This is a genomic window from Arsenophonus nasoniae (assembly GCF_004768525.1).
Classification (GTDB): Bacteria; Pseudomonadota; Gammaproteobacteria; order Enterobacterales; family Enterobacteriaceae; genus Arsenophonus; species Arsenophonus nasoniae.
Map to the genome: position 1 here is coordinate 1603740 of NZ_CP038613.1, position 23737 is coordinate 1627476.

The window sequence follows — 23737 nt, forward strand, 5'->3', positions numbered from 1 at the left end:
CATGAATAATTATATTAAACTGGCTTTTGTGTTTGGTATAACTACAATGGCTACTTCATACGCAGATACTGTCGCGCCTCCAACACTATTAACAGCTCAAAAGCTTCCTCAGCTTCAACAGGAACGCCAGCATGCCATTATTAGCGAAAGAGTTGTCTCACGCTTTATCCGTTCTCACTATCGTCAATTTGATTTAGATGAAAATTTTTCTAGTAAGATTTTTGATCGCTATTTAAATCTGTTGGATTATAGCCACAATGTTTTTTTACAATCGGATATTGATAAATTTGCTAGTGAAAAAAGCAAAGTAGGACAACAACTTGAAACTGGTCATCTCAATGAGCTATATGCAATATTTAATCTAGCACAACAGCGGCGCTATGAGCGTTTTCAATACGCTTTATCACGGCTTAATATGCCGCTAGATTTTGCTAATAACGATGTTATTGAAGTTGATAGAAGTAAAGCGCCTTGGCCTAAAAACGTTGAGGAACTAAATAAGCTGTGGGACGCAAAAGTTAAGTTTGATTGGTTAAATCTGAAGCTGTCAGGCAAAAATGACAAAGAAATTAAGCCAATATTGACCAAACGCTATAATTTTGCACTAAAACGTCTAGCACAAACGCAAAGTGAAGATGTTTTTCAGTTGATTATGAATGCTTTTGCACGAGAAATAGATCCGCATACTAACTATCTTTCTCCCCGCAATACGGAACAGTTCAACTCAGAAATGAGCTTATCATTGGAAGGGATAGGTGCAGTACTTCGGCAAGATGAAGATTATATTATTATTAACTCAATGGTGGCCGGTGGTCCGGCAGCAAAAAGTAAATTATTAAAGGTTGGCGATAAGATTATTGGTGTAGGCCAAGTGGGTAAGTCGATGACAGATGTTGTTGGCTGGCGACTAGATGATGTTGTTGCGCTAATCAAAGGACCTAAAGGCAGTAAGGTACGTCTTGAAGTTATTTCAGATTCAAAAGGCGCCAAGCCTCATACCGTGACATTAATCCGTGAGCATATTCGACTGGAAGATAGGGCGGTAAAACTGACGATTAAAAATGTTGGCAAGCAAAAAGTTGGTGTACTTGATATTCCTGGTTTTTACGTTGGGTTAACCAATGATGTTAAAACGCAGTTACAAAAAATGGCTAAAAGTCATGTCGTTGCGCTTGTCATTGATTTACGAGGCAATGGTGGAGGAGCTTTAACCGAAGCAGTATCATTATCGGGTTTATTTATTCCAAGTGGTCCAATTGTTCAGGTGCGTGATAAAAACGGTAAAATTCGTCAGGATGTGGATGATGATGATGTTGTTTATTACAAAGGCCCATTGACGGTATTAATTGATCGCTTTAGTGCTTCAGCGTCAGAAATTTTTGCTGCGGCGATGCAAGATTATGGTCGAGCATTAATTGTTGGAGAACCATCCTTTGGTAAGGGAACCGTTCAGCAATACCATCCCTTGAGTCGTGTTTATGATCATATGTTACGCCCAGATTGGCCTGCTTTAGGCTCTGTACAATATACTATTCAGAAGTTTTATCGTATCAATGGCGGAAGTACCCAGCGCAAAGGCGTGACACCGGATATTATTATGCCAACGGGTATAGATCCGGCTGAGACAGGTGAGAGTTTTGAAGATAATGCTTTACCTTGGGATAGTATTGCGCCAGCTAGCTATAGTGTTATTGGTAATATTAGCCAATATGTTGCTAATTTAATTGCTCATTATAAGGAACGTATAGCGAAAAATCCTGAGTTTAAATATATTGAGGAAGATATTGCCCGCTATCGCGCTATGAAAGCCAATAAAAATATTATTTCGCTTAATTATGTTAAGCGTGAGAAGGAAAATAAAGAAGTTGATACGATTAAATTACATCGTATTAATGAACGCTTTGCTCGACAAGGTAAAGCACCATTAAAAACGATAGATGATTTACCTAAAAATTATGAATTGCCAGATCCATACCTTGATGAAACGGTGAGAATTGCAGTTGATCTTGCAGATTTGGAAGTGCATCATCAGGCTAAGCAATAATTAAAATTCACGTTATAAAAAAACCGGCTTTTGCTGGTTTTTTTGTATATAGCGTTTATTAATGTTTATTGAAAATTTTCACATCCATTTTAGGTTATTTATTTTATAATTTAACTTATTAAGATAGATGCTTTTATTTAAGTGATAACTATATTATCTCCGATAAAGTTTAAATAACGGCTATTGTATAATATGTTATAGCTTATATAATTTATCGCTATTTGAACTATCTATTTGTATTCACATATTAAATCTAATCTATTTGTATAACAATATTTAATATTTTTTAGCATGTTATTAATTAATTATTAATAATTTTACAACTCCTTTATAAAATAGAATATTATATTATTTTGCTGAGCAGTAACTTATTTTGGGCATAACCAAACAAATAATTTTAACTCATTAAGCAAAAAATGAAGTCATAATTGACCCGCTTACGGTTATTTTGTATAGTTTTTAACTATAATGGTTTTATTAAAAACAATAAGTTATATCGATAAATCGTCATTAAGATAAATAAAAATGCAAGCTTATGCTGGTTTTTTTGTAAAAATGTAAAGTTGCGTGGTTTTTTCATATCTGCACAACAAAGGGCTTGAAAAATAGTTAAAAAACATTATTTATATTACTAATTTAATGTTAATCGTCATTAATTAATAAAGGAAAGCAATTTTTATGATGCGAATCGCCTTGTTTTTACTTACAAACTTGGCAGTCATGTTTGTATTTGGGATTATTTTAAGTTTGACTGGTATTCAGGGACAAAGTGTTCCCGGGCTAATGATTATGGCCGGTCTTTTTGGTTTTGGTGGCTCATTTATCTCATTATTAATGTCAAAATGGATGGCATTACGTTCTGTGGGAGGGCAGGTGATTGAAAGTCCGACCACAGAAACAGAACATTGGTTGTTAAATACCGTTAAGCGTCAGGCTGATCAAGCTGGTATTAAAATGCCAGAAGTTGCTATTTATCAGGCACCTGATATTAACGCTTTTGCTACCGGGGCTCGTCGTGATGCATCATTGGTTGCTGTTAGTACTGGTTTGCTAGAAAATATGGATCGTCATGAAGCCGAAGCGGTTATCGCTCATGAGATCAGTCATATTGCTAATGGTGATATGGTAACAATGACTCTATTACAAGGGGTCGTAAATACTTTTGTCATTTTTATTTCACGTATCATTGCTCAGTTGGCGTCTGGATTTTTGTCAAATAACAATAATGACAGTGAAAGTAGCCAGGGTAACCCAATGATTTACTTTGCTGTATCAATGGTGTTAGAAATTGTATTTGGTATTTTGGCCAGTATTATTACTATGTGGTTCTCACGCTATCGTGAATTCCGTGCAGATGCTGGTTCGGCTCATTTAGTAGGTAAAGAAAAAATGATCGCTGCGCTACAGCGTCTAAAAACAAGTTATGAACCACAGGAAGCTGGTAGTATGATGGCTTTTTGCATTAATGGCCGTTCTAAAACATTTAGTGAGTTGTTCTTATCTCACCCTCCTCTTGATAAACGCATTGAAGCTTTACGTATGGGCACTTATCTTAATCAATAAAATAATAACCAATCCCACCTAAACAGGTGGGATTTTTTTATTAACTTCGATAGGCAGTTTTGATTTGTTCGATTATTCGTTTAAAAACTTCTGCTTGTTTAGGATCTTGCATGGTGAGCATTTCTTTTTCTATATTGAGTATAGCTCTTCCGGCATCAGCTTGATTTAGTGCTTTTAATATATGGGTTATAAAAGTTTTCAAGCAACCAATTTCAGTAGCAATGGTTTCTGTATTAGGAGTACTCGAACAATCATTTGTCATTTTTATGCCTCAATGAATTAAAAAATAAAGCAACAATTACTTATTGCGTATTTTACACAGTTGTGGGATTTAGTATAAGACTTTATACAAGTTTTTAATTTAAATAATCTATTTAATATAATATTAATTATTTGATTTTAGTCATTATAATATCTCTTTATTGCTATTGTATTACAAAACTAAATGGCGAAGAATGGTAATAAAAATAGGCTTGCTGATAAGTGCAGCAGTTATTACTGTTTAGGTAAAATATTTAATTTAGCCACGTAAAGATATTCACAATTATTTTATCACTTTTATCTTATACTTTAGAAGTTGGAATAAAAACTTTTAGATGGAGGTGTGTATGTATAAAGTTATTTTAGTGGCTGTTGATATTGCTCAAGAAGAATTAACCAGTAAAGCTATACGACAGGCAGTACAGTTTGCTAAAGTTTCAGGAGCTAAACTAAATTTCATCCATGTATTACCTATTTCATCGGCGATTATAAATGCTTATGCATTGGGATATATGGAAATAAAAGATCGTGCCACACTAAAAGCAGAAGATGATATGCAAAATCTACTTGAACCGATCGATTTACCTGCGGATCGCCTGGGTTATACCATTGCTTTTGGATCGCCGCGTGATGAAATTGTTAGTCGAGCAGAAGAAATTAACGCTGATATCATTATTCTTGGTTCAAGAAGTCCCAATATAACAACTCATCTGTTAGGTTCAACAGCGGCGGGTGTTGTCCGTTATGCAAAAACGTCTGTGTTAGTGGTGAGATAAGGATTAATAATCAAAATTAAAAGTTTAATTATTTATTATTTTAACGGCTAGTTTAATCAATTTTATTGCTTTAGTACGGTATTTTAAATTAATGATTATGGAAATTAAGATTTAGTGCTTACCGTTTCAAGGAGTAAATATGTATAAAACAATTCTCGTTCCAATTGATATCTCAGAAAAAGAACTAATAAAAAAAGCACTTAAACATGCGCTTTATATTGCTAAATTATCTGATGCTAAATTGCATTTCTTCCATGTTGCCCCTGATATGTCTCGTTATTCAATGAGTTATAGTTATCATTATGATTTATTAGCTAATTTTGCAAAAAAAACAATCGAAAGTTCGGAAAAACAATTAGAAATAATAGTTAAGCATATTGATTATCCTAAAGATAAAATTTCTTATTCTGTGGAGATGGGGTCACCTAGAGATAAAGTTCTATCAGAAGCAGAAAAAATAGGTGCTGATTTGATCGTAGTCGGCTCTCGCCGTCCCAATATTGCCACGCATTTGCTAGGTTCGAATGCTTCGGCTATTGTTTCTAATGCTCCGATTTCTATATTGATAGTCCGGTAGTTAATATTATTATAATGCTAAAATTTAGTTAATTTGTTTGTTTTTTGGGTTAAATTAATGGCTTACTTTTTTATTTTAATCAAATTGAATGAAAGGTATTGCAGCAATTATTAGTCGTTTTAAATTAGATTATTTACAAAAAAGTAATGCTAATTTTGATCTAAATAGCGCGTTCTTAATTATGTTGTCTGATATGGTCAACAACTTGATCCGCTATGATTACTATCAATAAAATTCTGTAGGTATAGGCCACAAAATGGAATATGTTGAATCTAATTATCATACTGAAACTGAAAGGCAGAGAAAAATTACGCGCCTATGTATTCAATGTGCTCAGCTCCTTTTTCAACATGGTGCAGAAAGTATGCTAGTGGAGCAATTATCAACCCGATTAGGTATTGCTTTAGGCGCGGATCAAGTTGATAGCGCAATTTCTTCTAATGCAATTGTATTAACAACGGTAATTAACGGTCGTTGTATGACGTCTACTCGTAAAAATGTTGATCATGGCATAAATATGCACGTGGTGACTAAGGTTCAGCACACGGTGATATTGGCTGAATATAAATTGTTAGATAGTGATAAGGTTCAACAGCGTCTGGCTGAGATAAAACCACTACGTTATCCTCGTTGGTTACTGGTTCTTATGATTGGATTATCTTGTGGCTGCTTTTGTAAGCTCAACGGGGGAGGCTGGGATGGATGCTTGGTCACTTTTATTGCCAGTGGCTGTGCAATGTACATTCGACAAATTCTTACTGCCCAATATATGAATCCATTGATTAATTTTTGTATTACCGCCTTTGTGGCCACCACAGTATCTGGTTTTGTATTAAAGATTCCTTATTTTTCCAGTGCATCGACGGTTTCTATGGCAGCTAGCGTTTTACTGTTAGTTCCTGGATTTCCATTAATTAATTCTGTAGCAGATATGTTTAAAGGTCATATTAATACTGGATTAGCGCGTTGGGCAATGGCAAGTTTGCTCACATTAGCCACCTGTATTGGTATAACCATGGCGATGGCTGTTTGGGGATTAAGAAATTGGGCATAATATTTTTACTGACTTTAATTGAAAAAATGTTATTAGCGGCAATACCAGCAGCTGGTTTTGCCATGGTTTTTAATGTACCCGTACGGGCATTAAAATATTGTGCTTTGCTTGGCGCCATAGGTTATGGCTTTCGTATGATACTAATGGAAATGGGCTTTAGTATTGAATGGGCAAGTTTTTGCGCTGCAATTTTAATTGGCATCATCGGTATTCAATGGTCACGTTGGTGGCTTGCACATCCAAAAGTATTTACTGTTGCGGCAATTATTCCGATGTTCCCAGGGATAAGTGCATATATAGCGATGATATCGTTAGTAAAAATTGCTCATTTGGGTTATAACGCTGAGTTACTTGAGACATTAGTAACACATTTTATTAAAACCTTATTTATTGTCGGCGCGTTATCAGTTGGTTTATCTATTCCTGGATTATGGTTATATCGTAAACGTCCACGAGTTTAGTTTTGTATTGAGTTTAAGGTAATATCAAATTGTTGCTCACCCGATATTATAAATTTGAATATTAAATTCATCTGCTGAAAATTGAGTAATAATGACTTTAACATCATTTTCTTGAGCATGTTTTCGTCATATCAATTAATTTTTCTTTTAAGAGTTTTATTAATGTATTCATTTTATTTCCTAAATAAAAAATTAAATTTTTATTTAATGGTATTTTAAAGCGTTAATTATATTTTTATACAAAAATGATATGTTTTTTATAGAAATTCATCATATAAAATAAGAAAATAAAATTAAATTTTTTCATGTGGTTGCGACAATAATGAAAAAATTATATGACTAAAGTGATCGATTTATATATTAATTTTAACCAGGATGTTAATTTTGAAATTAAGCCATTTTTTAACGGTAATAATTACCGTGATAGTCGTTTTTTGTACGCCATTTAGTTTATCAGCGACTCCCACTAGTTTTGACGAAGCAAAAAAAATTGCCCGTAATGAAATTTACTTTGATCAAGCTGCCGGAAATCAAGGAACGCTTTATTGCGGATGCCAATGGCAATGGATGGGAAAGAGTGGTGGTAGGGTAGATTTAACTAGCTGTGGTTACCAAGTCAGGAAACAGATAAATCGAGCTCAGCGAATTGAATGGGAACATATTGTGCCGGCATGGGTATTTGGTCATCAGCGCCAATGTTGGCAAAATGGGGGGCGAAAGAATTGTGTAATAACAGATCCGGTCTTTCGCGCTATGGAAGCCGATCTCTATAACATTGCACCTTCTATTGGTGAAGTGAATGGTGATAGGAGTAACTTCAATTATGGTCAATTGCCAACCACATTTTTGACTTCTTATGGTCAATGTCAAAGCCGGGTGGACTTTAAAAATCGTATTTTTGAGCCCAGAAATGAAGTAAAAGGCCAGGTTGCCCGGGTTATGTTTTATATGTATGACCGGTATAATCTTAATATGTCAAAGCAACAACAACAGCTATTAATCGCCTGGGATCGACAATTTCCGGTTAGTGAGTGGGAAAAGTTGCAAAATGAGCGCATTAGTAAAATTACCGGGCACTATAATCCGTTTGTGACCGGTGAATTAACCTGGCAATTAGGACATAAAAATCAGGCAGCGGGTTTATCTGCAATCACCGCTGAAATAGACAACAAAGTAAGCAAAACAAAGCGTAATATTTCTGATATGGCAAACAATTATCTGACAACAATGATTAAAGGCAACCAAATTAGCCAAATATACCATTTTTCTCATTGTCAGGGATATAAGGTTTTATCAGCAAAAAACAGTATTGTTTTTGAAAATGAGCAAGCAGCGATTGCTGCGGGTTATCGATTAGCAAAAAATTGCCAGCGACAATAAAAAAACATTTACTGTCAAATAAATAGCATATTATCACGCTAGTCTTATCAGCGCGGCTACTAATAAATTATCAAGTGACTGAAGGTAATTGTTTGCGTAATAAAGTTGACAGGCAAGCAATAATCGACAATATTTTTTGTATCAGAGATGTTAAAATATTTTTATAGTCAATTAATGGATATAAGATAATATTAAGTTGTAGAAGATGTTTTATAGTCGTAGTTCTGTGTTTGATGCTGTTCAACATAGGGGATATAGATGATAAGATGTTTAAAATATACGCTTCAGACGTTAACCGGTTATAAGTTTTCCATAACATGCAAGATGGAGAAATTTGTAACCGGTTTTTTCATGCAAATCATAAAATTGGAGTCAATCCTCTGTTTTAGATAGCTTTTTTGTATAGATATTCAAATATTATTACCATCGAAATATAGACTATCGAAAGGTAACACTATGAGTAGACAGAAAGCTGCAACAAGAGCACGCCGAGAATTAAGAAGATCTTTAAGAAAAGAAAGCCGTTCGTCTCGATTAAAAGAGATCAACAATGTGGCATCTTTTGCTGATTTTACAGGTATTGAAACCATTGGTATGGCATGTGAAACACGTGATCGTTCTCCCATTATTCCTCGTAGTGAAGCACAAAGACAATATATTGAAGCTATTAAGTGGCAAAAATTGATTTTGGCAAATGGTGAAGCAGGATGTGGTAAAACGTTTATTAGTTCTGCCATGGCTGCTGATGCCCTTATCAATAAAGAAATCAATAAAATTATCGTAACTCGTCCGGTTCTGCAAGCAGAAGAGGATTTGGGGTTCTTACCGGGTGATATGGCAGAGAAATTCGCGCCTTTTTTTCGGCCGGTATATGATATTTTAGCTAAAAGATTGGGTCACTCTTTTCTCCAGTACTGCCTACGGCCTGAAATAGGCAAAGTAGAAATCGCGCCTTTTGCTTACATGCGTGGCCGAACCTTTGAAAATGCCTTTGTGATCCTGGATGAAGCGCAAAATGTGACAGCCAATCAGATGAAAATGTTTTTAACTCGCCTAGGAGAAAATGTAACTGTAGTTGTTAATGGTGATGTTTCCCAATGTGATTTACCGTTAGGGATCATTTCTGGTCTGGAAGATGCGTTACGACGTTTTAATTGTGACGATTTGGTCTCTGTCGTGAGATTTACTATTGGCGACTGTGTCCGCTCTGAGCTCTGTCATAAGGCCTTATTAGCCTATGAGCTTTAAATAGGTTGTTTATTGGCATAGCGCCCAGACAATCTGGGCGCTATTTATTTTTGCCTAGTACATAGTAAACAGCAACGCTTTAATTTATTTTATCTAGACTATGCTATAGCTGCTCAGTGAATAGTAAAGCAGTTTTTTTGTTTTAGGGGGGGGGGGGAATAGCAGTAAACATCAGCGTATTGCTCAAGCTTTTATCATCGTGAGTCGTTAACTGAATTTAATTACCATCCATAATTCTATTAAAGCGAGCGATGATATAATCACTGGCTTTTATTTATTAAACAAAAAATTATAAAAATTGTATTTAATTTTAGGAATAAAAACAAAATCGCATTACTAAAATTTAACATCTTGAATTATAAATAAAAAATTGATAATTATTATAATAACTAATTAAATTATTGATTATTATATATTGCCTATTAAATTTTCCTTTCTATTTTTGAGACGATAGCTTTCATCCTCATATTTATTCAAAAATAGAATATAGGTAATGCTATGAAAAATAAAAATATTTGTTATAGCAGCAAAATAGTTTATCTCATTGCCAGTTATCCTCTGTTGCCGGTTTTCAGTTCCACTATCCAACCGGCGAATGACAAAACTCAACTAACGGTTAAAAATCAAATTCCTATTATCAATATAGCAGCGCCTAATCAGGCAGGTATTTCCCATAATCATTATCAGCAATTCAATATACCGCCACAAGGTGCGGTCTTAAACAACGCAATCCAATCCGCTAATAGTGAATTGGCTGGCCAACTGGCTAAAAATGAACAGTTGACTGAGCGAGCGGCAAGCTTGATCATTCATGAAGTCACTGGTTCATCTTCTTCACAACTTAATGGCAAATTGGAAATCGCAGGCAAGCAAGCGGATGTGATTATCGCCAATCCAAATGGCATCAGCTGTGATGGCTGTCATTTCAGCAATATTGGTGGATTAACCTTAACGACTGGCCAGCCGACACTGAATCAACAAGGTGAATTTAGCCATATAAGGGTGAAAAAAGGGGATATTACGTTCCGTAATAAAGGGCTCAATAGTGGAAGTCAAAATTATACTGAGATGATCAGCCAGACTGCTACCATCAATGCCAGTATTCACAGCAAAAATATTAGTTTACTGCAAGGTACTAATGCAATTGATTATCAGACTGGAACGGTTTCACAAATAACTAACCCGAGCCTAAAACCGCAATTTGCCGTTAACATTACCGCACTGGGTGGCATTTATGCCAATCGAGTTAAAATAATTGCTACCGAGCCAGGCAGTGATGTGAAGCTGGACAATATTAAAACCAGTGAAAGAGATTTATTTGTTTCTGCTAAAGGCAAACTGACGCTAGGTCATATTACCACTAAAGGCCATTTAACCGCCAAAGCGCCAGCCGTTATAATCCCAGCAACCAGTGAAATTGTATCACAGCAAGATCTATTAGTTGAAAGCGATAGCCTAATTAATCAAGGTAAAGTAACCGCTCAACAAAATATGCATCTATTTAGTAATATCATCCATAATCAAGGTGAAAGCGCTAAAATTGAAGCCTATAACCATCTCTGGCTGCAAAAAAATGCCCGAGGTGAGCTTAGTGAAAGAATTGAAAATAGCGCGGCCACTATCTCAACCCAAACCGGTGATTTGTTCCTGAGAGCCAAGCATGTAATTAACCAAACTAATAACCCTGACATCACGCAACAATTGATAACACCGGACAGTAATAAAGTTAAAGAGTATGTTGTCAGAGCGTATGGCCACGGTGTTGTTCTCAGCATAAAACTAAAACCCAATTATCAGATCAATGGCAAACAGCGCTGGTTTGGTGAAATTGATCCATTGTTTACGCAATTTGTGCAATTGGAGAAAACGACTTACACATTAGCTTCCCCGCTAGTCATTGGGCGCATTTCTGCCGGTAACAATCTCTATATTAAAAGTGATCAATTAGTTAATGATAAATCGATTATTAAGTCCCGTAATGATAGTTATCTGCACAGTAAGAATATCACTGCCATTAGCCAGAAACTGGGTGAAAAATCCGCCTGGGTAGCGATGCACAATGCGTTAGATAAACGGGCTAACTATGTTTTACTGCAAGGATCTTTACATCAAATATTCGGTTATATACCAGAGCATCATGCATATAAAAAAAGTGATCATGAAGATGCTCGCATTCGTTATTTTGTCGATTATGGTCAATATCTGTCATTTATACCGGCAGACATAGCAGAAAAAGCACCTTATGAATCATTTATTTATGACAGCGCGACTCACTTAATACCCGTTAACCAGCCAGAAATAGGCCTTTGGCGGGATCACGATTTTTTAGCGGCCAGATTTTCAGCGACCAACAACCTGGTTATCAGTGCTGATAACCTGCAATACAATAAAAACTATCCACACGCCCTTAATTCAGTGGCTGAATTACATGAAAAGTTCGATGATAAACAACTTTTAGTCGGCAAAAATATTACCCTAAATAGCAAACAGCTCACTGGCTCATTATCAGCCCAGGCACAAAATAATCTGTTGATTAGCAGTGAAAATATTGTACTCAATAATAGCGAGCTTAGCGCTAACAACGAACTTAACCTGATCGCCAGGAATGACATTGCACTAACGGATACCGGCTTAGCAGGCCATAATGTGCTGCTACTGAGTAAAAATGGGGCTATCCGCTATCAAGCAGCTGAATATCAACGCTACGATGACGATGATTTTTGGCAGTATGATTTGTTGCCAGATGAAGACTTACTTCCTTACTTTGATATAGCGCCAAAATATAAATTGCTTGCGGCGAAAAACCGGTTGGATATGATTGCCGGCCAGGATATACAAATTGATAACAAAGTGGCGTTAAATGTGCCAATAATCAATATTACCACTAAAGGCAGTATTTATTTCAATCGCCCGGAAAAAGCGTTGTTTAACAAACCGCTGCATTATGATCGATTAGAACTGAACTTAAAATCAATCTATGATTTCCATGATAAAGAATATAATTATCAACGCGACTTAGAAACGAGTGAGCAATATCAACCTAAATGGCAAAAAGCGCGCCATATTTTACTTAATGCCGGTAAAGATATTGTTTTTAATGGCTTGGATTTAGAGGCTGAGCAAGGAATAGAAGTCTTCGCTGGTAACGATATTCAGTTAGCACCCGCGCCATTTAAGCTACAAGACAATTTTTATCTGCTATTAAAACGTCGTTTTACCAATTTTAATACCTTAACGGCATCGTTTTATTCTCCGCAGCTTAAATTGCCTTTTGATTTGAGCAGTAATATAAAATCACCTAGAACCCAAGCATTTAAATCTTATTTGACCTCTGAGGGGACTTTACTGCTCAATGCGGGTCGCGATCTTAACTTGCAGGCCGCCGAATTATCATCTAAGCAAGCCACCCATCTCTTTGCTGGACGTAACATTGACCTCTCTGTCAAGCTCCTGACAACCGATTTAATCGCCCAAAAAGAGCTTGAACATACTTATCAACCACAAAGTTTCACGCCAGTAATACAGTCTGGTGGCGCATTACATATGGTGGCCGGTGAAAATCTTTTTTTACAAGCCGCCAATATTAAAAGTGGTGGGGCAATGGCACTGACTGCTGGCAATGAGTTTGTCATTGATGACGTACCTTATCGAGCAGAAATCGAATCTGATGGCTATTATGAAAAACTTCGTCACCTAACTACGCAACTACACAGTGGTGGTCGTTTAGATTTATTCAGTAAACAACACTTGCTTATCAACGGTGCTCAATTGCATGCAACCGGCGATCTTACGCTGGTATCGGCCGGCAATACAGAATTAAAAGCGCTAAAAAATCGCGATCACGGTTGGCAGCATGGCAAATTAATTGATAAAACCTATCAACAAGGGGTTGAAATTCAAAGTGGGGGTGCGCTTAACATCCTCGCTGGTGGCCATCTGCTTTTTCAGGCCGCTAATCTTAAGGCACAGCAAACAATGGATATTGCTGCGCAAGGAGGCTATCTCTACGCTCAGGCGATGGAAGAGACTGAACACTATGAAGAAAAACGTAAAAGTTGTAATCGTTGGACATTGTGTTTAACTAAAAATAGTGAGCATCGTACCTATCATGCAGTAAAAAACCGAGTGACTGAATTTCATGCCGGTAATGATATCAGTTTGTTGAGTTATAATGACAGTATCTATGAAGCGACAAAAATTAATACCCAACGCAACGCAACGCAACGTTAACCAGCACCCAGGGCCGTGTTCTGTTCAAGGCGGTGCAGAACCAAACCTTGAATCAAACCATTAGTAACTCAAAAGATATCTTTATTACTCGGCGCGATAAAGGTTCGTATTCAGCAGTGTGGCAGTTACCGACGATCCAATATGGTGGTGAGCTAACAGTAAATGCCGCACAAGGAATCGAAGCAGATGTTAACGGTCAAAAAGGACAAACGCTAAAACAGGTTATTGCCAGTTTAGGTGATTCGCCTGAGTCTCAATGGTTGAAAGTACTGCAAGACAATCCGGACGTTAATTGGCATAAAGTGGAAAATGAGTATAAAAGCTGGGATATCACGCAACAACAACTACATCCGGTCAGCGCAGCGGTGATAGCGATTGCGACCGGTGCAGCCGCCTCGGCCTTGGCGATACCGGCAGGAATAAGCGCGGCCTCGGCGGCTGGCTTGAGTGGCACGAGTGCGATTGTCATGCAGGGGGCAGTCTCAGCCGGTGTAAGAGCGATTGCCGCAAAAGCGGCGGTTTCACTGGCGAGTAATCAGGGGGATATTTCAGCGACCCTCAAAGAGCTTGGCAGCAGCCAATCAGTCAAATCGATTATTGCCTCGATGGCTATCGAAGGGTCACTAGCGGGTTTAGATACGACAGTATTCAGTAACGGTGATAGCGTTGCGCACAGCGCCCAACCCTATAACCCAACTTTTCCAAGATTCAGTGATGGTGAATGGCAACATACTGTTCAACGGGTGGCGGCGCAATCACTGATTACGTCAGGTGTAGACACGGCGCTTAATGGTGGCAGTTTTAAAGATAAACTGGCCGCCGCATTAGTCAGCCAGACCAGTCGTCAATTACATGCCGAAGGGGCGCATTTAATCGCTAAAAATGGTCAGGTACTTGGCAACCCGGGCAAACTGCTCAGTCATGGTGCCATGGCGGCTTTAAGTGCAGAGATAGCCGATAGCGATAAAGTAGGAGCGGCGGCCGGCGCCTTTGCTGCTGAATTGGCGGCAATTGGCTTGGGCGATAATTACTATGTTGATAGTTCAAATCGCCAGCAAAAAATCCTCGACACCAGCCGAGTGATAGGCGGCCTGGCCGGCGCCTTGGCCTCGGGCACCGCCGAAGGCGCCTATAGTGGCGCGGATGCCGGTGTTATCGCGGTGCAGAATAACTTTTTAAGCGCTAAAAATGTTATTGACATGAAAAAAGAGCTTGAAGAGGCTGAGAGAACGGGCGCAGATAAAAAAGGGATTTACGCTAAATACGGCAAAATTAGCCAAGAAAACAAAGAAAAGGCCATCGCTGAAATTAAGGATGGCACGCCATTTGATGCAATAGGGGTATGGGAAGAATTAAATGGCGGTGTTGATTTAGCGGATTCATTGAAATGGGCTACTATTTTTGCTGATCTCAGTGCTGAAGACCAAACTCAGTTGACTAATTTTGTGAAGGCCGAAAATGGCCAAAGTGCGCAAGCGATTTATCAGTCTTTACCGACGACAGTCAAAATTGCGCTGCAAGGTAAAGAAATTGCCGAAAACGCAGGGGTTAGAGGCGCGGTTGCAGGCTCAGGGATTTCGGCGATTGGGATTAGGGGACCAAGTCACCATATCAACCAAATCAAGACGCAGTTGGTAATATGAGTGAGTTTTTTAGACAGCCTGGTTTTGGTAGCGAAATGAAGGGAAGTTCGCAAAAAACTAGTCAAGTTTATCAGGGGCAGAGTGTGTATCAGGCATCAAATAATATTGGTACTAATATCAAAAAAGGAGACCAATATTATTTAGATGGTCAGCATAAAAATCACTTAGAATTGTTTGATAAAAGAGGGGATTTCAAGGCTGTTTTAAATTTAGATGGAACTATAAATCAAGTTAAAACTGAAGCAGGAAAAGGTAGGAAATTATAAATGTCAATGCGGAGATTGGCTTTAAGTAATAAAAAACTGAGAGGAATACCTCGTAGATTGCGAACATTGCAAAAATGGTCAGAATCATATAGAGCTAAATTTCCAGAACTCTCCGATGATAATTATTTATGTGGCTATTGGAATGTAAAAATCCCTGTTCATATGGCTTTGGTGCAGGGGAAGCAAACTAATCAAAATATACAATCATTATGTGCTCAGGCTTTAATAGATGCGGCTTATAATATTTATCAGGCCAAACCGCATAATGAAAATAATATAAGGGTTACATGCAACATTGTATTACCAGATATGTTTGCAAGTGAATTATGCATATTTACATCGGAAGAATATTTTAAGCTTCATACGGAATCCGGAGAAAGTTATCTAGGGAAAACTGGCCTTCTTAGTAATAGAAGTTTAAGTAAGGAGTGGAATTTAAAATTACCTAACGGTTTTTCAGAATTAGGAATTCTGAGAGTTGATGAAGATGATGAGGGAGATCTTTATTATTCTGAACAATGGTATATTGGTGAAGTAAATAAGTTTTAATTAAAATTTCTATTTCATAGGAGCTTAATGTCGATAATATGCAGAATGATTATCTGAGTTCAGCTGAGATTCGTCAACCAGATAATGAAATGCAAAATTGCAAAGTCTCAGTGGTAGCCGCTTTAGTGAATTACCTTAATGGAACAGATTTGAAATTCTTGCAAGAAAATATCACGCAAGGGGATAGAACGCTGGTAGTGATAATGGATCCGAGCTCTTGGCCTGTCGCCGTGATGGGAGCAAAAGCGATAGTTACCAATAGTGTCACAAAAGGTAAAGAGCAATTAATCGCAGTAGGAATATCTAGTGCGGCTAATGCAGGGATCCAATATGGTATAACCGGAGAAGTTAAACTGTCTGATGTTATTGGCGCCGGCGTTATTGGCTCGATTACAACAGGAAAAGGATACAATCCAACAGTAACCTGGAATGCGGCAGGAGGTTATTACACTGCTGAAATTAAAGGTGATGACCCGTTTATTTCTGCATTATTAAGTAAAGCTGGTGCATCTGGTGGATATGCAACTAGTAATATTATTAAGGTACCGATGAATAAGAAATTAAATCCTGTATCGAAACAGTATGAATGGGTACCAACAGGCATTTGGACTATAACTAAGCCAGTCCCACAGCACTCTCTTCCTTCTAACATGGGAAATATGGGGGGATCAGTTGTATCAGAGCTGGTACCAAAATTTTTAGAAAAAGATAAAGAGGCTCAGAAATGATAAAAAGCCTCTTTGTATTGATAAAAATTTTCTTACTAATTGCTCTATGTTTAAATTTTATAGTGTTAGTTACTTTCCTGTTTTTTGAAGGACTCTCATACTTATCTGAGGGAGTTTTTAAATTAGATATATTGTGGTTAGGGCTAAAAGGAGGGGTATATGGTGCTATTGCAGCTAGCCTAATAATTTGGTTCTTTTACCATATTGTCACCGATCATGCAAAACTGATCCACTAACGATCATCTAAAACTGATCCACTTGGTATTATTCGCACATTTTTGTACGGATAATTTATGTTAACCAAGGAGATATTTGTGGATATTCATGTTCGCTTTGCACAAGGACAAAGCCTTCGAAAAATTGCCAGTGAGTTGGGTATATCCCGTAACACCGTAAAACATCATTTACAACAACAGACAATGCCAACTTATGCTAAAAGAAGTCAACAACCGACTAAATTATCCCCCTTTAAACCTTATTTGCTTCAGCGAATTGAACTGGCTAAACCTGATTGGATCCCTGCAACAGTCTTATTTGATGAGGTAGTTGAAAACGGCTATCAAGGTGGTATTGCTCAATTACGCCGATTTGTTTGTCAATTTAAACCAAGCATTGTTCCCGAAGTAGTCGTCCGTTTTGAAACACAGCCAGGTCAACAAATGCAAATCGACTTCACCAGCATCCGGCGAGGTAAAAAATCGCTGAAAGCGTTTGTTGCAACGCTAGGCTATTCGCGTGCGAGTTATGTAAAGTTCTTTGATAATGAACGAGCAGAATCGTGGCAGCAAGGTTTAAGAGAAGCTTTCGACTACTTTGGTGGTGTACCACAGGAAGTATTGTGTGATAACGCAAAATCCCTCATCATCGAACGGGATGCTTATGCAGAAGGTGATCATAAATTACATGTCGAAATGCTTCAAATGTCGAAAGATTACGGGTTTAAATTGAAGGCTTGCAAGCCCTACAGGGCAAAAACGAAAGGGAAAGTAGAGCGCTTTAACCACTATTTAAAAAACAGCTTTATCGTGCCATTAAACACCGACCTTCGTGCTCATAATCTTGAACTGGATATTGAAATAGCTAATGCAAAAGTGGGTCCATGGTTACAACGCGTTGCCCATCAGCGAATTCATGGAACAACGTTAGAGAAGCCAGCAGATAGATTAGCTAAGGAAGTTAAGTCTCTTCTACCCTTACCAGCAAGGGTTTGCCAATCTATCCCACAGACTAATACGCTTAATATCCCTATCGTACCGCCCCTTGAATCTGTCAGTTTGCAACACTCAATCAGCGTATACGAAGCATTACTGGGAGGTGAACATGTTATTGCATGAACAAATTGAACACCTGTGTGAGTCATTGAAATTAAATTCTATTCCGACTCATTGGTCATCACTTGCCGAAAAATGCATTGCCCAAGACAAAAGCTACGGAGAGTTTTTACTGTCCCTGTTAAAATGTGAGCAACAACAACGAGATGAACGAACTCGTAATCTTTTGAGTCGGATGGCAGGATTCCCAGCACATAAAGAACTTAATACGTTCGATTTTAAGTTTGCAACGGGGATCCCCAAACAACACATACAGGAATTAAGCGCATTAACGTTTATTGAACGTAATGAAAATGTCGTGTTGCTTGGCCCAAGCGGTGTAGGCAAAACGCATTTAGCTATTGGGTTAGGATTAAAAGCAGTACAGGCCAAGAAGAAAACCCGCTTTACCACGGCAGCTGAACTGATGTTGCAACTCTCAACTGCCAAACGACAAAATAAGCTCAAACAATATCTATCACGTTCGGTGATGGCCCCGAAGTTGTTGATTATCGATGAGATTGGATACCTGCCGTTTGGGCGAGAAGAAGCAAACCTGTTTTTCAATGTGATTGCCAAGCGTTATGAGCATGGCAGTGTCATATTGACGAGTAACCTATCATTTGGGCAATGGCCAAGTGCTTTTGCTGATGACGCAACATTAACTGCCGCTATGCTTGATCGTTTACTTCATCATTCGCATGTACTGCAATTAAGCGGTGAAAGCTACCGATTGAAAGATAAGCGGCGCTCAGGAGCAATAACTGAGTAAAACAGTGGATCAATTTTGATTGATCGGATTTAGATAAAAAGTGGATCAGTTTTCGGTGATCGTTGACACCATATAATACCAAATGTTAAAAAATAAAAATTTTGTTTCGCAGAATAATAATAACTTAAGCCTAAGTATATCGAAGGGTCACTAGCGGGTTTAGATACGACAGTATTCAGTAACGGTGATAGCGTTGCGCACAGCGCCCAACCCTATAACCCAACCTTTCCAAGATTCAGTGATGGTGAATGGCAACATACTGTTCAACGGGTGGCGGCGCAATCACTGATTACGTCAGGAGTAGACACAGCACTGAATGGCGGCAGTTTTAAAGATAAACTGGCCGCCGCGTTAGTCAGCCAGACCAGTCGTCAATTACATGCCGAAGGGGCGCATTTAATCGCTAAAAATGGTCAGGTACTTGGCAATCCGGGCAAACTGCTCAGTCATGGTGCCATGGCGGCTTTAAGTGCAGAGATAGCCGATAGCGATAAAGTAGGAGCGGCGGCCGGCGCCTTGGCCTCGGGTACAGCGGAAGGCGCTTATAGTGGCGCGGATGCCGGTGTTATCGCGGTGCAGAATAACTTTTTAAGCGCTAAAAATGTTATTGACATGAAAAAAGAGCTTGAAGAGGCAGAGAGAATTGGGGCTGAGAAAGAAGCGATTTACCAGAAATATGGCAAAATTAGCGCAGAGAATAGAGATAAAGCCACCGCGCTAGTTCAGGATGGCACGCCATTTGATGCAATAGGGGTATGGGAAGAATTAAACGGCGGTGTTGATTTAGCGGATTCATTGAAATGGGCTACTATTTTTGCTGATCTCAGTGCTGAAAAATGCTCGACTGCTTAGGCTAGTTGAATAATATGGATAAACCGTTATTTGCTCTGCCTCTTGTTTATATCACTTAATCAAGAGACAGGTTTTAATAGCTAGTTTTTATTTTCAAAAATAAAAATCTTAGTTTTCATTAACAAAAAATAAACTAGGCTGGCCATTAAAATAGAGTTTAATGATGGTATCCCCACCTTAACTTCTATGCCAATAATAGCGCCTAGAATGCATGCAATAATGGCTGACCAGCCAATTAATGGCGTAGATAATTCATTCGGCAACACGCCATTTTCTCTGCTTGCATCTAATACTTTCCGGCTGGTTTGCAAAATATAATAGTCAACTAGCATCACAGCAGCAATGGGGGGAAAAATAGTGCCTAGTAAAGAAAGAAAATTAGTAAAGTGAGTTAAAATACCCAGCATCGACAAAATGGTACCGATACAGCCGACAATTAATGTTAACTGAAAATATTTAAATTTTTTACCGGTAAAAATTTCAATGGTATTAGCTATGCCTAAAGATGAAGAATAGAGATTAACATCATTAACTTTAATAGCAGATAATATAACCGTTAATAGACCTATTACGCCGGCACTGGTTGTCATTATTTTTACTACATCAGCCGTATTTAACGCATGGGCAATTAATATTGCTATTCCACTGACAATAAATGGTCCTACAATTATTGATATTGTGCTCATCAAAATGACATCTTTCGTATTTCTACAATAACGACTAATATCTGGTGTCGTTAAAGTGCCTGCGATGCAACCGCCTGCAACTATTGTTGCTCCCTCGCTAATAGTTAATCGATTTCCGTTTGGTATTTTATTAAAAACATCAATAATATTAAAATCTTTTGTAAGAATAGAAAAAATATAACCAATTACGATAAAAAATAACGGAACGGAAATTAAAGCGGTAAAGCTTAAAGCTCGAAAACCATAAGCAACTAGAAAAGTAAGACCCAAACCGGATAAAGCCGAGGTTAATGTGAAGTTTATTTTATAATCAAATATATATTGTATTCCTTCTGCCAAAACAGAATTTTGTATACCAAACCAACCTAATAAGCTAGTAGCAATCGCTAATCCTATTATTGCCGAACCAATTTTTCCAAATCCACACCATTTCGCCAAAATAGAAGTTGATAAACCTTCTTTCATTCCGGCTAATCCCAATCCTAAACTAACAAATTCTAAAATCAAACTGCCAAAAAAAGTCGCTAATATAGCATCCATGAATGTCATAGAATGACCTAATGTTGCTCCAAGCATAAATTGACCTAGCGATGTTAAATATCCGATTCTAACTAAAGTGACTTTAATTATCCCAATCCTAGATTGCATCGGAACTCTATTAGAAGCATAATCATTCTCAGTCATATTTAATTCCTTTAAATAAGATGGAATTAATATATTACTATACTTAAATATATTTAACTATATGATTTTGTATGGAAATTAAGATAATAGGAGATTTGATATGAATATTTTTTCCGATAAAAACATTCTATCTTTTATGGAAAAAAGCTTAGGCAATTGGTGTGTTAAAGATATAAACTCAGACTATATATTTATGAATAAAAAGGGAATTGATTATTATGGTTTTAATAAAATAGATTTTGAAGGCAAGTCTGATAAAGATATACCGATTGAACGTTGCCAAGAACTTTGGCCAGAATTTATAGCACATGATCGAAAAGTAATTGAAAAAAATAAAAAAATCGCTGCAATAGAAATTCATAAATATAATTCAAGCTCATCAGCAAATATAATTGCAAATTATTGTGAAAAAACACCACTCTATGACGATAACAATAATATAGTTGGTGTTGTTTGTTACGGCATTGAGCTTGATAATGCCGCGTTATTGCATTATATGAACCGATTAAGCATACAGAAAATTGAATTTGATGCACAAAATGATATTTTTAGTAAACGGGAATTAGAAGTGATCTTTTGGGCACAACAGCGTCTAACAGCGAAAGAAATAGCTAAACGGTTAGGGATTTCACATCAAACTGTAGAAGGGCATTTAAAGCTAATTTATAAAAAAGCCGATGTCCATAGTATCTTACAGCTTATTGAATATTGCAAACATGTAGGACTTGATAGATATATTCCGATGGATTTTATTCGTAAAGGTGTACAGATAATTGATGAATGATTTTTCTATCTTAACACCTGAAATGCGTTGCCCGATTTTGTCGCTGAAGCTGAAATGGTGGCAAATTAAAATACAAAGTTATTCAAGTGGTTACCACTGATAACCGCCTGCGAGTTGGAGTGAGGCTTTCATCGCTTAGGTCAAAAACCGATTGCACAACGTCTTGATTTTACAGTCGGTTCTTTCGCCGTCTAAAATTTTACTTTATAATCGCTTTTGGCCATTGTGACTACTCAGATGAGTTGCTTGGTTAGCAGTGATGGCAGGTAGCCGACTGTCATCACTGCATCGCTTTTTTATCCCTATCTCCCGCTTTTTGCCTGATTTTCCCTAAAGTTTGCTTGACTTAACTCTCCATCAGCTTGGTTTTAATTATCGTTTTAGTAACCGCTTGGCCAACTGTTATATTGTAGCTAGCGTTACAAACTACCGCTTCATATTGCCTGCCTGTTGATCCATGTATAGCTAAAACAAGGGTTAGTTAATTAAAGTATAAAAGTTTGACAATGGGTTAACGCGTTTTTCGTAATAGTTCTATTTATTCAATAAAGTCACTCAATTTTTGTCCGTTGGATGTATAAAACTAACGGTAAGAAACGACAAACAAATTAGTAAAACAGTTATAGTTCGGTCGTTATTACCCTTTATGACCCATATTTAATCTACGAAACCATTTAATGACGCTAAAATGCAAGTGAGGAAAAAGGAATGCAGTCCACACGATTTCGTAATGTTATTGTCTTCGGTGACAGTTTATCTGACACAGGTCTGATGGCCAGTTCCATTATTGGCAAGCTGGCGAGTGCATTCGGTGCCATGACAGTTAATCCGACTGGCCGTTATAGTGATTGCCGTAACTGGACAGATCATATGTTTGAGGCGGCAACTGGCGGAGAATCGCTGATGATGGCGAGTGCTAGCATCTCAAAAAATTAACTAGCAAACATCAATCATTTTCGCAAGATTCCGGCTGGGGACAGAGTTCTGACCTATGGTTTCGCTATGCTAATTACGCTGTCGGTGGTGCTACAGGCGGGATACCGTACGGTATTGCTCACAAATGCTCACTCACTACCATGAAAAATGAGGTCAATGCGTTTCGGAAAGATTTTTCATCATTAGGGATAACAGATGAAAATTTTCTTTTTATTGTTTGGTTTGGCGCTAACGACCTTTACACGGCTGGTTTGCCTGCCAGCCGGATGAGCGAAGTAGCCATTAAAGTTGCTGATAAACGTAGAAAAGAGCTGGCTAGTATCGTAGGTGCAAGTAATGCACACTTTATCTATATAAATATGGGACTGCCACTATCGGCTGCGCGTTATCAGGAGATGGTTAATTCTGCCAGGCAGAAATATCAAACGTCTGCCAATAAGGATAAAGCTAAGCGTATTTTTGATAACGTCAGGCAACAGATTAATAACTTTGAAAGTGGAGCAATGTTATTTAACCACACGCTAAGAGAGATAACTGAACGTAATGGCGATATGTATGTTGATATGGCGTCGTTACTGAAACCCGAATCGATGACTAATTTGTATGAAAAGTTACATTTATTAGCAGGGGTACAAGCCGCTGGCACCAGTAACCAATTTATCGATAGTTGTAATTACGATATTATTATGGGTAATAAAACCAAAGTGTCTACCTCAGATAAAGCCCATCCAATGGATCGTGTTTATCGCGTGGTATGGCAGAAAATCTGTGAGGCGCTATGGGAAAAAGGTTACACCTTCGGCACCCTGCCTGTCGCTAGAGGAACTAATTGTACTCATTTCTGTACCAGGCTTTGAGGGGGGCAATAAATAAAATAAGGTTGTTTGTATCATGTCATTTTTGTGCAGATGAAAAAGCCTAAAATTCTGCATG

The 23737-nt window shown here is 37.7% G+C and carries 21 protein-coding genes; 19 read left to right on the forward strand and 2 right to left on the reverse strand.

All coding sequences use genetic code 11. The annotated features are described in order from the left end of the window. The first annotated feature begins 1 nt into the window (after position 1). Together prc and htpX are read left to right on the forward strand one after the other, a co-directional pair. Positions 2-2044, forward strand: coding sequence for a carboxy terminal-processing peptidase (prc, locus tag ArsFIN_RS07860; protein WP_026821624.1), 2043 nt, complete (start codon positions 2-4; stop codon positions 2042-2044). A gap of 678 nt (positions 2045-2722) precedes the next feature. Next, positions 2723-3607: a protease HtpX gene (gene htpX, locus ArsFIN_RS07865; RefSeq protein ID WP_026821623.1), complete on the forward strand. Its 885-nt coding sequence runs from the start codon at positions 2723-2725 to the stop codon at positions 3605-3607. Between the two features lie 40 nt (positions 3608-3647). Here the strand turns inward: htpX and ArsFIN_RS07870 are convergent, their stop codons facing one another. After that, positions 3648-3869 (reverse strand): DUF2594 family protein, encoded by a 222-nt coding sequence (locus tag ArsFIN_RS07870; RefSeq protein ID WP_026821622.1) that lies wholly within the window; start codon positions 3867-3869, stop codon positions 3648-3650. Positions 3870-4215: 346 nt separating this feature from the next. Here ArsFIN_RS07870 and ArsFIN_RS07875 point away from each other — a divergent pair, with 346 nt between their 5' ends. The 14 genes from ArsFIN_RS07875 (at position 4216) to ArsFIN_RS07940 (ending at position 19714) form a co-directional block, all read left to right on the forward strand. After that, positions 4216-4644 (forward strand): universal stress protein, encoded by a 429-nt coding sequence (locus tag ArsFIN_RS07875; protein ID WP_026821621.1) that lies wholly within the window; start codon positions 4216-4218, stop codon positions 4642-4644. A gap of 139 nt (positions 4645-4783) precedes the next feature. Then, on the forward strand, positions 4784-5221 hold the full coding sequence (locus tag ArsFIN_RS07880; RefSeq protein WP_026821620.1) for a universal stress protein: 438 nt from the start codon (positions 4784-4786) through the stop codon (positions 5219-5221). A gap of 256 nt (positions 5222-5477) precedes the next feature. Then, positions 5478-6275 (forward strand): threonine/serine exporter family protein, encoded by a 798-nt coding sequence (locus ArsFIN_RS07885; protein WP_026821619.1) that lies wholly within the window; start codon positions 5478-5480, stop codon positions 6273-6275. After that, on the forward strand, positions 6266-6736 hold the full coding sequence (locus ArsFIN_RS07890; protein WP_026821618.1) for a threonine/serine exporter: 471 nt from the start codon (positions 6266-6268) through the stop codon (positions 6734-6736). Before ArsFIN_RS07885 ends, ArsFIN_RS07890 begins: the two co-directional genes overlap by 10 nt. Before the next feature lie 375 nt (positions 6737-7111). Continuing rightward, complete coding sequence (locus tag ArsFIN_RS07895) at positions 7112-8116, forward strand: endonuclease (protein ID WP_081700600.1); 1005 nt, start codon at positions 7112-7114, stop codon at positions 8114-8116. 456 nt (positions 8117-8572) lie between these two features. Continuing rightward, positions 8573-9364 (forward strand): phosphate starvation-inducible protein PhoH, encoded by a 792-nt coding sequence (gene phoH, locus ArsFIN_RS07900; protein ID WP_026821616.1) that lies wholly within the window; start codon positions 8573-8575, stop codon positions 9362-9364. A 498-nt stretch (positions 9365-9862) separates the two neighbouring features. Further along, entirely contained in the window at positions 9863-13594 is a 3732-nt protein-coding gene (locus ArsFIN_RS07905; RefSeq protein WP_026821615.1) for a two-partner secretion domain-containing protein, read from the forward strand. Positions 13595-13641: 47 nt separating this feature from the next. Next, positions 13642-15237: a DUF637 domain-containing protein gene (locus ArsFIN_RS07910; RefSeq protein WP_135677617.1), complete on the forward strand. Its 1596-nt coding sequence runs from the start codon at positions 13642-13644 to the stop codon at positions 15235-15237. After that, complete coding sequence (locus ArsFIN_RS07915; RefSeq protein WP_026821613.1) at positions 15234-15503, forward strand: hypothetical protein; 270 nt, start codon at positions 15234-15236, stop codon at positions 15501-15503. The genes ArsFIN_RS07910 and ArsFIN_RS07915 overlap by 4 nt, the downstream gene beginning before the upstream one ends. Further along, entirely contained in the window at positions 15504-16052 is a 549-nt protein-coding gene (locus ArsFIN_RS07920) for a DUF3916 domain-containing protein (RefSeq protein WP_051296907.1), read from the forward strand. A gap of 89 nt (positions 16053-16141) precedes the next feature. Then, entirely contained in the window at positions 16142-16780 is a 639-nt protein-coding gene (locus tag ArsFIN_RS27325) for a hypothetical protein (RefSeq protein ID WP_246067381.1), read from the forward strand. A gap of 293 nt (positions 16781-17073) precedes the next feature. Beyond that, a complete protein-coding gene (istA, locus tag ArsFIN_RS07930; RefSeq protein WP_135677417.1) occupies positions 17074-18114 on the forward strand; it encodes an IS21 family transposase in 1041 nt (346 codons plus the stop codon). Beyond that, positions 18101-18862: an IS21-like element helper ATPase IstB gene (gene istB / locus ArsFIN_RS07935; RefSeq protein ID WP_135677409.1), complete on the forward strand. Its 762-nt coding sequence runs from the start codon at positions 18101-18103 to the stop codon at positions 18860-18862. The genes istA and istB overlap by 14 nt, the downstream gene beginning before the upstream one ends. 138 nt (positions 18863-19000) lie before the next feature. Further along, positions 19001-19714, forward strand: a complete 714-nt coding sequence (locus tag ArsFIN_RS07940) for a DUF637 domain-containing protein (protein WP_081700599.1) — start codon at positions 19001-19003, stop codon at positions 19712-19714. A gap of 80 nt (positions 19715-19794) precedes the next feature. Here ArsFIN_RS07940 and ArsFIN_RS07945 read toward each other — a convergent pair whose 3' ends face one another. Further along, complete coding sequence (locus tag ArsFIN_RS07945; protein ID WP_034249167.1) at positions 19795-21084, reverse strand: cytosine permease; 1290 nt, start codon at positions 21082-21084, stop codon at positions 19795-19797. Between the two features lie 100 nt (positions 21085-21184). Here ArsFIN_RS07945 and ArsFIN_RS07950 point away from each other — a divergent pair, with 100 nt between their 5' ends. The 3 genes from ArsFIN_RS07950 to ArsFIN_RS07960 all read left to right on the forward strand — a co-directional run bounded on the left by ArsFIN_RS07950 (position 21185) and on the right by ArsFIN_RS07960 (position 23661). Continuing rightward, positions 21185-21868 carry a PAS and helix-turn-helix domain-containing protein gene (locus tag ArsFIN_RS07950; protein ID WP_026821607.1) on the forward strand — a complete coding sequence of 228 codons (684 nt, stop codon included), beginning with the start codon at positions 21185-21187 and terminating at the stop codon, positions 21866-21868. A 708-nt stretch (positions 21869-22576) separates the two neighbouring features. Further along, the gene (locus ArsFIN_RS07955; protein WP_026821606.1) at positions 22577-22804 is read left to right on the forward strand and encodes a hypothetical protein; all 228 of its coding nucleotides are present in this window, start codon (positions 22577-22579) and stop codon (positions 22802-22804) included. Between the two features lie 140 nt (positions 22805-22944). Beyond that, positions 22945-23661: an SGNH/GDSL hydrolase family protein gene (locus ArsFIN_RS07960; protein ID WP_026821605.1), complete on the forward strand. Its 717-nt coding sequence runs from the start codon at positions 22945-22947 to the stop codon at positions 23659-23661. Positions 23662-23737: the final 76 nt, after the last annotated feature.

Coding starts and splice junctions, on each gene's coding strand:
- prc (WP_026821624.1), top strand. CDS start 2: ATGAATAATTATATTAAACTGGCTTTTGTGTTTGGTATAACTACAATG.
- htpX (WP_026821623.1), top strand. CDS start 2,723: ATGATGCGAATCGCCTTGTTTTTACTTACAAACTTGGCAGTCATGTTT.
- ArsFIN_RS07870 (WP_026821622.1), bottom strand. CDS start 3,869: ATGACAAATGATTGTTCGAGTACTCCTAATACAGAAACCATTGCTACT.
- ArsFIN_RS07875 (WP_026821621.1), top strand. CDS start 4,216: ATGTATAAAGTTATTTTAGTGGCTGTTGATATTGCTCAAGAAGAATTA.
- ArsFIN_RS07880 (WP_026821620.1), top strand. CDS start 4,784: ATGTATAAAACAATTCTCGTTCCAATTGATATCTCAGAAAAAGAACTA.
- ArsFIN_RS07885 (WP_026821619.1), top strand. CDS start 5,478: ATGGAATATGTTGAATCTAATTATCATACTGAAACTGAAAGGCAGAGA.
- ArsFIN_RS07895 (WP_081700600.1), top strand. CDS start 7,112: ATGTTAATTTTGAAATTAAGCCATTTTTTAACGGTAATAATTACCGTG.
- phoH (WP_026821616.1), top strand. CDS start 8,573: ATGAGTAGACAGAAAGCTGCAACAAGAGCACGCCGAGAATTAAGAAGA.
- ArsFIN_RS07905 (WP_026821615.1), top strand. CDS start 9,863: ATGAAAAATAAAAATATTTGTTATAGCAGCAAAATAGTTTATCTCATT.
- ArsFIN_RS07915 (WP_026821613.1), top strand. CDS start 15,234: ATGAGTGAGTTTTTTAGACAGCCTGGTTTTGGTAGCGAAATGAAGGGA.
- ArsFIN_RS07920 (WP_051296907.1), top strand. CDS start 15,504: ATGTCAATGCGGAGATTGGCTTTAAGTAATAAAAAACTGAGAGGAATA.
- ArsFIN_RS27325 (WP_246067381.1), top strand. CDS start 16,142: ATGCAAAATTGCAAAGTCTCAGTGGTAGCCGCTTTAGTGAATTACCTT.
- istA (WP_135677417.1), top strand. CDS start 17,074: ATGTTAACCAAGGAGATATTTGTGGATATTCATGTTCGCTTTGCACAA.
- istB (WP_135677409.1), top strand. CDS start 18,101: ATGTTATTGCATGAACAAATTGAACACCTGTGTGAGTCATTGAAATTA.
- ArsFIN_RS07945 (WP_034249167.1), bottom strand. CDS start 21,084: ATGACTGAGAATGATTATGCTTCTAATAGAGTTCCGATGCAATCTAGG.
- ArsFIN_RS07950 (WP_026821607.1), top strand. CDS start 21,185: ATGAATATTTTTTCCGATAAAAACATTCTATCTTTTATGGAAAAAAGC.
- ArsFIN_RS07955 (WP_026821606.1), top strand. CDS start 22,577: ATGCAGTCCACACGATTTCGTAATGTTATTGTCTTCGGTGACAGTTTA.
- ArsFIN_RS07960 (WP_026821605.1), top strand. CDS start 22,945: ATGAAAAATGAGGTCAATGCGTTTCGGAAAGATTTTTCATCATTAGGG.